A 12,140-nucleotide genomic window follows, 5' to 3' on the forward strand; every position below is an offset into this window, starting at 1 on the left:
CACGCTCTGCAAGCCGCGGACCCACAAGGCGCGCGCGCAGGCGCCTGCCAGGTCCTGTTCACTCCACTCGGGCCGGGCGGCGCGCAGCGCCTCGCTGGCGGCAGCGGCCGCCAAACGGCCCACTTCACGGTAGCGTGCCTGTTCCGCGGCCAGCAGGGGCAGGCGCTCTTCGCGCAGGACGGCGGGCAGGCTGCGTTCATGCAGGCCCGGCCGGTCGCTTAGCACGGGCCAGCCGCCCGCCGCATGCTGCACGAAATGTTCGCGCAGCTCGGCCAGCCGGGGCTGCATCCAGGGCGACACTTGCCAGGTCCAGCTGCCGCGCACTTCTTCATGGCGCAGACGCTGCGCCTCGGCCTCGTCGGTGAGGATATAGGCGGCGTCGCGCGTGACCAGCACTTCCGCACAGCCAAACTCGGCCGCCTGGCTGGGGCTGCCGGACGCGCCCGCCGTGGCCCAGGCAAACCAGTCCACGCCACGCAGGCGCAGCGCGCCGGCCCGTTCCCGTTCCAGCCAGCCGCGCATCTGCGCTACTTTATGAGCAATTTCCAGTTCAATATTCCAGTTCATGCGATATCCCCTGCCATTTCCCATGCCACGCGCACGTCCTGCAACTGCCGCGCTGATTCTTCCGGCAAGGCATCCATGGCGTACATGCCAGCGGCCAGCTCCGTGCCGGCCAGGTATTTGAGCCGTTCGCGCGTGCGGTACGGCGGATAAAACTGTGCATGCAGCTGCGTGTGCGGATGCGCGCGGCCGTCGGTCGGTGCCTGGTACCAGGCCATCAGGTAGGGCATCTCGCGCTGCCACAGGCCATCGTATTTCAGCAGCACCGTTTTCAGGGCCCGCGCCAGGTCGCCGCGCTGCTCCGCCGAGAGCGCGGCAAAACTGTCCGCCTGCCGCCGCGGCATCAGCCACACTTCATAGGGATAGCGGGCGCAGGCGGGAACGAACGCCACGGCATGCGGTCCAAGGTACAGCAGACGTTCGCCGGCGTCCGCCTCCTGGCGCGCCATGTCCACCAGCAATGCCTGTCCATGACGGGCGAAATACGCCTGCTCCTGCGCCAGCATGCGCGCCGGCACGGGCGGGATGAAAGGATAGGCATAGATCTGGCCATGCGGATGATGCAGGGTCACGCCCACCTCGGCGCCACGGTTCTCGAACGGCAGCACGTAGGCGATGCCGGGCCGGCTGGCCAGCGCCTGCGTGCGGGCCGCCCACACTTGCAGCAGCAAGGCGATATGGCTGACCTGCAAGGTTGCCAGCGAGGCGCTGGCATCCTGGGCAAACACCACCACTTCACAGTGGCCGGCGGCGGGCGCCGTGGCCACCGTCACGGCGGGCGGATCATGGGCGTCCAGCGCCAGGCTGGGGAAACGGTTGTCGAAGACGGCGACATCGTAGTCGCCTGCTGGCAATTCGGTAGGGTGCGCCGGATCGCGCGTGGGCGCCAGCGGGTTGTATTGGGGCGGCGGCAAGAAGGTGCGGCCCTGGCGGTAGGCCGCATACGCCACCCATTCGCCACGCAAGGGATGCCAGCGCAAATGCGGATTAGCTTCCTGCGGCTGAGGAAACGGACTGGGCGCCGCCGCTGGCGCCGCGAAGGCATGGCGGCTGTACAGGGTCATGCGCCGCCCGTCCGGCTTGACGAGTTCCTGGCAATACAGTGGCTGGCAATACGGTTGCGGGCGATTCATCGCGTTTCACCATCTCAAGAGACACCAAGACTCTAAGACAGCCCGCCACCGGCAAAGTTCCAGCCTATTTGGCCAATTCGATCAATACGGCCGTGTACATCTGCAAGTTCAGCAGCAACTGTTTTTCCGTGATGAACTCATGCTCGGAATGCCCCGTGTAGACCGTGTGCGGCATGGCCGGGCCGAAGCTGACGGCGTTCGGGAACAGGCGCGAATTGGTGCCGCCGCCGATGGCCACCGGCTGAGGATGGGCGACGCCCGTGTAATGCGCGAAGACGGACAGCAGGGTGGGAATCTGCGGCGCCGCCGTCTGCAGCCACGGTTCGCCGATCTGCGCCTGCAAGGTGGCCGGCACCTGCCGGCGCCCCTTCCAGCCTTCAAAGGCGGCCGTCACTTGCTGCCGCAGCAGGGCCGCCGTCTTGCCCTGTGGACGGCGCAGGTTGATGTTCAGCTCCAGCGCGCCGCCGTTCTGCCTGAGCACGGTGGGCGCCACCGTCATCGGCCCCATGAAGCCGTCGCGGTAGGCGATCTGGCCAAAGCGTTCACCGTAAATGCCCGTACCCACCAGTTCATTCAGGAACGACAGCATGTCGGCCGCCTGCGTGCCCTGCCACGGCTGCAAGGCCAGCGCGTCGGCCAGCATGCTGATGGCGTTGACGCCGTCTTCCGGTTTCGACGAGTGCGCCGACACGCCCAGCGCCGTCATCGTCAAGGTGTCGCCTTCGCGCGCATAGCTATAGTGCATGCCCTGCTGACCTTGCGCGCGGGCGCGGATGGCCGTTTCCAGCGCGGCTGGCGCATGCTTGATGACGGCTTGCGCATCTTCCGGGATCTGGCTGGCGAAGAAGCCGCCCGTCAGGCTCGCCAGCACAGGGCCATTCCCCGCCGGCATGGCCGTGCGCGGCGGCAGGGCCAGCTTGATGGAGCCGTAGCCCTTCTCGGCCGTCACCACCGGATATTCCGCATCGATGGTGATGTTTACTTGCGGCGGGGTATGCGTCTTGAGGAATTGCTTCAATGGTTCCCAGTCCGATTCCTCGGCCATGTAGACATACAGCTCGATGCGCTTGCTCAGCGGCACGCGCTGGTCCTGGATGGCCTTCATCGCGTACAGGGCCGTGGCGATGGGACCCTTGTCGTCTTCCGTGCCGCGTCCCAGCAGTTTGCCCGGCTCGCTGATGCGGTCCAGTTCGAATGGCGAGCGGGCCCACTTGGCGGGATTGACGGGCTGCACGTCGCCGTGCGTGATGACGCCCACGCGCTCGCTGCCACTGCCCATGCCGATGATCACCACATGGCCATGATCCTGAAAATCAAAGCCCAGGCGCTGCGCCTCTTGTGCCAGGTAGCGCTTGAAGCCCGTGTGCTGGGGATTGTCAGCAAATGGCACGGCCGGGTCGGCCACCGTGTTGTAGCTGACCATTTTTGCCAGGCTGGCGATCAGCGGCTCGGGATAGGTGGCCAGCGCGTAGCGGGCCGTTTCCTGTGCCTGCAGGCTGACCGGCGCGGCATGGGCGGATGGCAACAGCAGACTCAGCACAGTCAGCAGGATGGGTTTCTTGAACATGGCAGGTGGCATAAAGTTGGGGAAGCCACTCTAGCATTCCACAGCCTGCTTTCCAATCAACGCGAGTTTTTTACCGATCAGTACGCAAAATCCCGATTCGCATTATCATGTGTCCAGCTGTCTTCCCTGCCATGGCTGACCCTGCTGCCATCAGGGGATAGACAAATCATCCATTGTGATTTTCCACCACGTCCCGATATCGCTATCATGATTCCATTTTCCATACTCGACCTCGCCCCCATCGCCGAAGGCAGCGACGCCAGCCAGTCGTTCAAGAACACCCTCGACCTGGCGCAGCACGGCGAACGCTGGGGCTACAACCGCTACTGGCTGGCCGAACACCATGGCATGCCCGGCATCGCCAGCGCCGCCACGGCGGTGGTGATCGCCAACGTGGCGGCCGGCACGACCAGCATCCGCGTGGGCGCGGGCGGCGTCATGCTGCCGAACCACTCGCCGCTGGTCATAGCGGAACAGTTCGGCACCCTGGAAGCGCTGCATCCGGGCCGTATTGACCTGGGCCTGGGCCGCGCGCCCGGCTCCGACCAGACCACGGCGCGCGCGCTGCGCCGCGACCTGCAATCCGACGCCGAGCAGTTCCCGCAAGACGTGCTGGAACTGATCGACTACATGTCCGACGAGCCGCGCCAGCGCGTGCTGGCCGTGCCCGGCAAGGGCGCGAAAGTACCCGTGTGGATACTCGGATCGAGCCTGTTCGGCGCGCAGCTGGCTGCCCACCTGGGCTTGCCGTATGCGTTCGCTTCGCACTTCGCGCCGCAGATGATGCTGCAAGCTGTCGCGTATTACCGCGAACACTTCAAGCCATCGAAGCAGCTGGCGAAACCCTACGTGATGCTGGGCTTCAATGTATTCGCCGCCGACACGGATGTCGAAGCGCACCTGCGCGCCACCTCGATGCAGCAAGCGTTCGTCAACCTGCGCACGGGCCGCCCGTCGCGTCTGCAACCGCCCGTGCCAGGCTACCTGGAGCAGCTGGGACCGCAGGAACGCGCCATGCTCGATTCCGTGCTGTCGTGCACCGCCATCGGCGCGCCGGACACCGTCAAGGCAAAAATGGCCGCCTTTATTGCCGAGACGGGCGCCGACGAACTGATGATCACCTCGCAGATTTTCGAGCACCACCACCGCCTGCGCTCGTATGAAATCACGGCGCAGGTGCATGCGGAGCTGGCGCGACAACAGTAACTGAGCTTTCCTCCCTCGGTATATCCCCATATACCCTTTTCCCGGCCGTCGGCAACGATCGCCGGGATTTTTTTGCCTGCGGTTTTGCCTGCTGTCTTGTCTATCGACACCCCGCAAAATCGGCCGTGCCCGGCAAGAAATGCGCAGCCCCGCTATCATGCTCATCCAAAAGCGTCATTCCAGGAAAGTTGTCTCGCATGAAATCCGCACCAATTACCGTCGATGCCGGCACCCTGCTGACCTCGACCCGCATCCTGCTGTTCGCCCTGTCCGCTGGCGTGCTCGTCGCCAGCCTCTATTATGTGCAGCCACTCACCTCCATGCTGGCCGCCGCGTTTGGCGTCAGCGTGCCGCAAGCGGGCTACCTGGTCACCGCCACGCAGATCGGCTATGTGCTGGGCATCGTCTTCCTGGTACCGCTGAGCGACGTGCTGAACCGCCGCCAACTGCTGACGTGGATGCTGATCGCCAAGATCGGCGCCCTGCTGCTGGCCGCCACCAGCCAGAACATTATTGTCTTTGCCATCGCCAGTGTCTTGATGGGCATCACGTCGAGCGCCCTGATGGTCGTCACGGCCATGGTGGCCTCGTATGCGCCCGATCACAGCCGGGGCCGCATGGTGGGCACCGTCATGACGGGTTTATTGCTGGGCATCTTGCTGGCGCGCACCGTCTCCGGCACGGTGTCCCAGATCAGCGGCGGCTGGCGCAGCGTATATGTGCTGGCGGCCATCGTTGTCGCGGCCCTGCTCGTCATGCTGCGGCGCATCCTGCCGAACGAAGCGCCACGCGGCAAGCTGCAATACGCCAAGCTGATGGCCTCCCTTGCCGAGATCATCCGCCAGGAACCGCTGCTGCGCCAGCGCGCCCTGTTCTCGGGCCTGGGCCTGGGCACCTTCAGCGTCTTCTGGACGGGCCTGACTTTCCTGCTCAGCGGCGCGCCCTACCACTATTCGGAAATGCAGATCGGCCTGTTCGGCCTGGCCGGTGCGACGGGCGCGTTTGCCGCCAACACGGCGGGCCGCATGGCCGACCGCGGCTACGCACGCCAGGCCACCTGGCTGCTGGCCGTGGCGTCGATCGCGGGCTGGGCCCTGATCGGCTTTGGCGCGCATTCGCTGGTGCTGCTGTTGATCGGGATCGTGCTGCTGGACATGGGCGTGATGGGACTGCAAGTGACGCACCAGTCCATCATCTATAAACTGGCGCCGCATGCGCGGGCGCGCGTGACGACAGTCTTTATCGCGGGCGGCTTTATCGGCGCTTCGGCAGGTTCGGCACTGGCCAGCGCCAGCTATGCGGCCGGCGGCTGGCCGGCCCTGTGCATGGTCGGCGGCGCCATGCCGCTCTTGATGCTGCTGGTGTGGAGCAAGTACCGGCATACGCAGCGGCGGCTCGAGCGGGCCGCCTGAGCCGACGCAGCATTGCCAATACTGTGGCGCTAACAGTATTGTCGGATTACGCACGGCTTTGCCGCGCTAATCCGACCTACGCCTGCTGCTGGCGGAACAAATCACGTAGGTCGGGTTAGCGCGCCAGCGCGTAAGCTGACAACATTGTTGGCATAGACCATGGCGTTGTCGGATTACGCTCTTCGTGCTAATCCGACCGCCCCCTGCTGCTGGCGGAACAAATCACGTAGGTCGGCTTAGCGCGCCAGCGCGTAAGCCGACACTGCCGCGCCACGAACCACGCCTTACTTTGCCGCTTTTTCGCGCGCCTTGCCAAACGCGTCGCCCGCCTTCCAGGCCGGCATCTTCGCGCCGTTCGCCACGGCTTGTCCCAGGTTCAGGGTGAACTGCGCCTGCTGCGTCATGCCCGACAAATCCCAGCTGGCGTCGTACTCGTCGGTCACCTGATGGTAGCGCGGGCCATACGCGGCCGCCTTGGCTTTCGACGCTTCCACGTCCTTGATGTACTCGCGTCCGCCATTGATGGAAAACGCGGGCACGCCAGCCTTGGCGAAGCTGAAATGGTCGCTGCGGAAATAGCCGCCGGCCAGATCCGGACGGGCGGCCGCGATATGCATGCCCATGGCTTTGGCCACCGTGGCGGCGATGGCGCCCAGCTCCGTGCGCTCGCTGCCCTGCGCGCCGATGTCGCGCGTGGCGCCGACAAAGTTCAGGCTGTCCAGGTTCAACGCGGCCGCCGTCTTGTTCAGCGGCCACAAGGGATCGGCCGCATACGCGGCGCTGCCCAGCAAGCCTTGTTCCTCGGCCGCCACCCACAGGAATATCTGCGTGCGCTTGGCTGGTCGCTTGACGGCTTCCTGCGCCATGGCCAGCAGGCCTGCCGTGCCCGAGGCATTGTCGACGGCGCCGTTATAGATCGTATCGCCCTTGTCACCTTGCTTGCCCAGGTGGTCCCAGTGGCCGCTGTAGATGACGGCTTCCTCTTTCAGTGCCGGATCCGTGCCCGGCACCATGCCGGCGATATTGAACTGCTCCACCTTGCGCACCGTGGACTTCATTTCGCCCGACAATTTGGCGTTCAATGCGACAGCCTTGAAATCCTTGCTTTCCGCCTGCGCGCGCAAGGCATCCAGGTCTTGCCCGCCGGCCGCAAACAGGCGCCGCGCCGCGTCTTCCGCGATCCAGCCCTGCAGTGGCGTGCCGGCAGTGCGGTCCGCCAGCTGGAAGCGCTCGCTGCCGCTCCAGCTGTTCTGCACCACGCTCCAGTCATACGAGGCCGATGGCTTCGTGTGGATCAGCAGCACGCCAGCGGCGCCCTGGCGCTTGGCTTCCTCGAATTTGTACGTCCAGCGGCCGTAATACGTCAGCGCCTTGCCGGCAAAGCGGTTCGGATCAAGGGCGGTCGGCTGCGGATCGTTGACCATCATCACGACGATCTTGCCTTTGACATCGGTTCCCTTGAAATCGTTCCAGCCCTCTTCCGGCGCCGTGATGCCGTAGCCGACGAAGACGAGCGGCGCATCGAAGGTATGCGCGGCAACGGAGTCGCCCGTGGCCCAGACCCAGTCCGGGCCGAACGCCAGCGGCACGGCCTTGCCGTCCGCCAGCGCCTGCAGGCTGCTCTCGGCAGGCAAGGATTTCACGCCGGCGATCTGCACGCTCTGGCGGAAGCTATTGCCGCGCACGGGCCTCAGGCCGGCCATCTGCGCCTGCGTTTCCAGATAGGCCACCGTCAGGTCGGCGCCGCGCTGTCCCGTGCCCCGGCCTTCCAGCAAATCGTTCGACAGGAAAGCCAGGTGCGCGCGCAGGGGCGCCTCCTGTACCTGCGGCAAGCCATTGGCGGCAGGCGCGGCGGCGTGCGCGGAAAACGCCAGCGCCAGGCTGGAAGCGAGCGCCGTGACGGCCAGGGAAGAGAACAGCTTCTGCATAAGATCCTTTTGATAAGAGGAGGAAGACAGTGCGGCGGATAGCCGCGCCGGCGATTGTATGCCATGGGGAAAGATGGATCAAAATGCGGACGAAAAAAATCCCCGCGGCAAGGGCGGGGATGCGTCAGGAAAAAGCTTCAGACCAGCAGCGCGGCCGCCAGGGATTCGATCTCCTCGGCCGATTCCTCGAGTATGGTGTGCAGGGTGCTGCCGCCGATGCCGAAGTCGATCATTGCCGCCGCCTGGCGCCGCGCGGCGCTTTCCGGCGGGTGCAGGGGCGAGCCGACGGGCGCCAGGTCGTTCGCCAGCACCAGGGTCGCGCCCAGGGTGCGCGGCGGAAAGGGGCTGCCGCCATGCCACATGCCTTCCACGGCCTGCAGCACCAGGTCCGGCACTTCCAGCTGGCGCAGCACGCCGCGGCCGATCAGCTTTTCGCCGTATTCGATCCAGTCTTCGGTATTGTCGTCCAGCAAACCCGGATATTCCTCGGCGCGCGACAGCAGATAAAAGCCGCCCACTTCATGCACGATGGCGGCAAACATGGCCGTTTCCACGTCCACGTGCGTGACCTTCTTGGCGATGACCTGGCTCAGCGCGGCCACGTGGGCCGTATGCTCCCACAGCTTGGCCGCCTTGGCGCGCAATTGCGGATCGGTAATCTGGCTGCCCAGCTGGCGCACGATGACGGAGGCCACCATCGATTTCAGGGTGGCAAAGCCCAGACGCGAGACGGCCGCGCGCACATTGGCGATTTCATTGCCGGAACGGTTGTAGGCAGCCGAGTTGGCCAGCGCCACGACGCGCGCCGACAACAGCGGCTCGGCCATGACCATGCGCGCGGCCGCCTCGATATGGCAATCGGGGTCGTCCAGCGCTTCCTGCAGCTTCAAGGTGGCCTTGACGTTGGCGGGGAACGTCAGTTCCCCCTTGCTCGCTTGCAGCGCGATAATCTTGAATACTTCCAGTCTGTCCATGGCTCAATCTCCGGTACGGGCCTATGCAGGCTCTGCTGTGTGGACGGGCCGGGAATGCGCATGGTTCCAGGCCCTGCTCCCGTTTCCGGCAATATTACAGCAAGTTTATACTCAAACCTATTACTTTCCGGAAACTTTCCCGGCCACCCCTTCGACAAAATAATCCATCTTCGTCAGCGCCGCATCGTCCAGCACGCCTTTGTCCAGGCGCACCTTGCCGTCGTTATCCTTGATCGGTGCGCTGAAGGGATTGAGCTTGCCAGCTACCAAGTCTTTCTCGCGTGCCAATACAAACTGTTTCACGTCGGCCGGCACGGCGGCATTGATGCCTTCCAGCTTGACCATGCCATCCTTGATGCCGCCCCAGGTGCTGCTGCTTTTCCAAGTACCGTCCAGCACGGCTTGCGCCTGCTTCGTGTAATAGTCGCCCCAGTGGTGGGTGACGGCGGCCAGCTGCGCCTTCGGTCCATACTTTTTCATGTCGGAATGGTAGGCGATCGCATACTTGCCCTTCTCTTCGGCCGCCTGCACCACGGCGGTCGAGTCCGTGTGATGGGTGACCACGTCGGCGCCCTGGCCGATCAGGGTGATGGCCGCGTCGCGCTCCTTGCCCGGGTCGAACCAGCTGTTGACCCACACCACCTTGACTTCCGCCTTGGGGTCGACACTGCGCATGCCGCGCGTAAAAGCGTTCACGCCCTGCAACACTTCCGGGATGGGAAACGCCGCCACATAGCCGGCCACATGCGTCTTGCTCATCTTGGCCGCCAGCACGCCGGCCAGGTAGCGGCCTTCGTAGAAACGCGCATTCGTGTTGGCCACGTTGGGCGCCGTTTTATAGCCCGTCAAATGGATGAACTTCACATTCGGAAATTGCTTTGCCACTTTCAAGGTAGGGTTCATGTAGCCGAACGACGTCGTGATGACCAGCTTGCTGCCCGTTTGCGCCAGGTCGCGGATCACCCGTTCCGCATCCGCGCTTTCCGGCACGTTTTCCACATATTTGGTCGTGATCTTGCTGCCCAGCGCCTTTTCCATTTCCTTGCGGGCGATATCGTGCTGCGTGGTCCAGCCCGCGTCACCGATGGGGCTGATATACACGAAACCGACATTCAGCGGCGCGGCGGCGGGCGCGGCAGCCATGGCGGGCATGGCGGACATCAATGCGGCACTGCAGACGGCTGCACACAACAGTTTCTTGCTCATGGTTTTCCTTGTGGTGAGTGATTAACTTCCGGGATTGAAATTTTTCCCCAGCGAGGCGGGCATGTTGAGCTTGATGTAATTGGCATTGCTGGAAATCAGAACGAGCACGACGATGGCCGCCAGATACGGCAGCATCGACAGCAGCTGCGAGGCGATCGGCACGCCCAGCGCCTGCGCGTGGAACGTCAGAATCGTGATGCCGCCAAACAGGTAGGCGCCGCCCACCACGCGCGCCGGGCGCCAGGTGGCAAAGGTGGTCAGCGCCAGGGCGATCCAGCCGCGCCCGGCCACCATGCCCTCGACCCACAGCGGCGTGTACACCAGCGATAAAAACGCGCCGGCCAGGCCGCAGCAGGCGGCGCCGAACAGCACGGCCGCCAGGCGGATGCGGCGCACGGGGTAGCCGAGCGCATGGGCGGACGCGGGCGATTCGCCCACGGCGCGCAGCACCAGTCCCGCCCGCGTGCGGTATAAAAACCAGGCGATGGCCGCGCACAGCAGCAGCGACAGGTACACCATCGGATGCTGGCGGAACAGGGCCGGCCCCAGCACGGGTATGTCTTCCAGCAAGGGAATGCCGAAGCGGCCGTTCTGCAAGCTGTTGCCCACGTACTTCAAACCGATATACGTCGAGGCACCGGCGCCGAACAGCGACAGGGCCAGGCCCGTCGCATACTGGTTCGTGCCCAGCCACACGGTCAGCCAGGCAAAGAAGCCGGACAGCAGCATGCTGGCACCGGCGCCCGCCAGAAAGCCCAGGGTAGCACTGCCCGTATTGACGGCCACGGCAAAGCCCGTGATGGCAGAGACCAGCATCATGCCTTCCGCGCCCAGGTTGACCACGCCCGCCTTTTCATTCACCAATAAACCGAGGGCAGCGAGCATCAACGGCGTGCCCGCGTTGATGCTGGCGGCGAGCAGGGGCGCGATGGTCAGCAGCAGGTTATCCATGTTTTCTCCAGCGCAGTTTGTATTGGATCAGCACGTCGCAGGCGAGCAAGGCGAACAGCAAGATGCCCTGGAACACGCCGGTGATGGCACTGGGCAAGCCCAGGCGCGATTGCGCCAGTTCGCCGCCGATATAAAACAGGGCCATGACGAAGCTGGAAAAAATCACGCCCACCGGATGCAGCCGTCCGACAAAGGCAACGATGATGGCGGCAAAGCCATAGCCAGGCGAGACGGTGGGCGTCAGCTGCCCCATCGGTCCCAGCACTTCGCAGGCGCCCGCCAGGCCCGACAGGGCGCCGCAAATCAGCAAGGACGACCACAAGGTCTTGCGCGAGGAAAACCCCGCATAGCGGGCGGCGGCCGGCGCCATGCCGCCCACGCGCAGGCGGAAGCCGGCGATGCTGCGGGATAAATACAGCCAGCCGCCCAGCGAGGCCAGCACGGCGAAGACGATACCCACGTGCAAGCGCGTATCACTGATGACCATCGGCAGCAGCAAGCCGTCCGACAGCAGTTTCGACTGGGGAAAATTGAACCCTTCCGGATCGCGCAGCACGCCGTACACCAGATAGCTGAGCAGCAATTGCGCGATGTAGACGAGCATCAGCGAAACGAGGATTTCGCTGGCGTTGTAGCGGTCGCGCAGCCAGGCCACCAGTCCCGCCCACAGCATGCCGCCCGCCATGCCGGCCAGCAAGGACACGCCGATGATGGCCGCGCTACCCACGCCGTCGTCGAGGTACAGGGCCGCCGCGCCGCCGCAGATGGCGCCCAGGGTCAGCTGCCCTTCCGCGCCGATGTTGTAGATGTTGGCGCGAAAGCAGATGGCCAGGCCCACGGCGATCAAGAGCAGCGGTGCCACCTTGAGGCCCAGCTCCGACCAGCCGTGCGCATCGCGCAAGGGTTCGACGAAAAAGACGGCCAGTCCCGCCAGCGGATCGTGGCCCAGCGCCATGAACAATAGCGCGCCGCATAGCACCGTGAGCAGCACGGCCAGCAGGGGCGACAGCCACGACATCAGGCGCGACGGGGACGGACGGGCTTCCAGGCGCAAGACGAACTTAGCCATGGGCCGTCCCCTTCGGGTACACCTGACGCTTTTCCAGCCGCAAGACGAACTTAGCCATAGGCCGTCCCCTTCGGATACACCTGACGCTTTTCCAACCGCAAGACGAACTTAGCCATGGGCCGTCCCCTTC

At 64.6% G+C, this 12,140-nt stretch carries 9 protein-coding genes and 1 pseudogene; 2 read left to right on the forward strand and 8 right to left on the reverse strand.

The window, feature by feature from the left end; translation table 11 throughout:
• From JaAD80_RS22725 to JaAD80_RS22735, 3 genes and pseudogenes are all read right to left on the reverse strand, one after another.
• Nucleotides 1-567: pseudogene (locus JaAD80_RS22725) on the reverse strand (peptidase M24); the annotation flags it as partial.
• Nucleotides 564-1,697 carry a galactose-1-phosphate uridylyltransferase gene (gene galT, locus JaAD80_RS22730; protein WP_258003131.1) on the reverse strand — a complete coding sequence of 378 codons (1,134 nt, stop codon included), beginning with the start codon at nt 1,695-1,697 and terminating at the stop codon, nt 564-566. The pseudogene JaAD80_RS22725 and the gene galT, both read right to left, overlap by 4 nt.
• 64 nt (nt 1,698-1,761) lie before the next feature.
• Nucleotides 1,762-3,264: a dipeptidase gene (locus JaAD80_RS22735; RefSeq protein ID WP_102297733.1), complete on the reverse strand. Its 1,503-nt coding sequence runs from the start codon at nt 3,262-3,264 to the stop codon at nt 1,762-1,764.
• A 207-nt stretch (nt 3,265-3,471) separates the two neighbouring features.
• On the opposite strand from JaAD80_RS22735, the gene JaAD80_RS22740 reads away from it, so the two are divergent.
• Nucleotides 3,472-4,470, forward strand: a complete 999-nt coding sequence (locus JaAD80_RS22740) for an LLM class flavin-dependent oxidoreductase (protein WP_102297734.1) — start codon at nt 3,472-3,474, stop codon at nt 4,468-4,470.
• Between the two features lie 197 nt (nt 4,471-4,667).
• Nucleotides 4,668-5,882, forward strand: a complete 1,215-nt coding sequence (locus JaAD80_RS22745) for an MFS transporter (RefSeq protein WP_102297737.1) — start codon at nt 4,668-4,670, stop codon at nt 5,880-5,882.
• Between the two features lie 284 nt (nt 5,883-6,166).
• On the opposite strand, the gene JaAD80_RS22750 is transcribed toward JaAD80_RS22745, so the two are convergent.
• From JaAD80_RS22750 to JaAD80_RS22770, 5 genes are all read right to left on the reverse strand, one after another.
• A complete protein-coding gene (locus JaAD80_RS22750; protein ID WP_102297738.1) occupies nt 6,167-7,810 on the reverse strand; it encodes a M28 family peptidase in 1,644 nt (547 codons plus the stop codon).
• A gap of 137 nt (nt 7,811-7,947) precedes the next feature.
• Complete coding sequence (locus JaAD80_RS22755) at nt 7,948-8,784, reverse strand: HDOD domain-containing protein (RefSeq protein WP_102297741.1); 837 nt, start codon at nt 8,782-8,784, stop codon at nt 7,948-7,950.
• A gap of 120 nt (nt 8,785-8,904) precedes the next feature.
• Nucleotides 8,905-9,990, reverse strand: a complete 1,086-nt coding sequence (locus JaAD80_RS22760; protein WP_102297744.1) for a BMP family ABC transporter substrate-binding protein — start codon at nt 9,988-9,990, stop codon at nt 8,905-8,907.
• Nucleotides 9,991-10,011: 21 nt separating this feature from the next.
• A complete protein-coding gene (locus JaAD80_RS22765; protein ID WP_102297752.1) occupies nt 10,012-10,929 on the reverse strand; it encodes an ABC transporter permease in 918 nt (305 codons plus the stop codon).
• A gap of 4 nt (nt 10,930-10,933) precedes the next feature.
• A complete protein-coding gene (locus JaAD80_RS22770) occupies nt 10,934-12,010 on the reverse strand; it encodes an ABC transporter permease (protein ID WP_102297746.1) in 1,077 nt (358 codons plus the stop codon).
• Between the last annotated feature and the right edge of the window lie 130 nt (nt 12,011-12,140).

The sequence above is a fragment of the Janthinobacterium sp. AD80 genome, from assembly GCF_002878455.1.
In the GTDB taxonomy this organism is placed as follows: Bacteria; Pseudomonadota; Gammaproteobacteria; order Burkholderiales; family Burkholderiaceae_D; genus Janthinobacterium.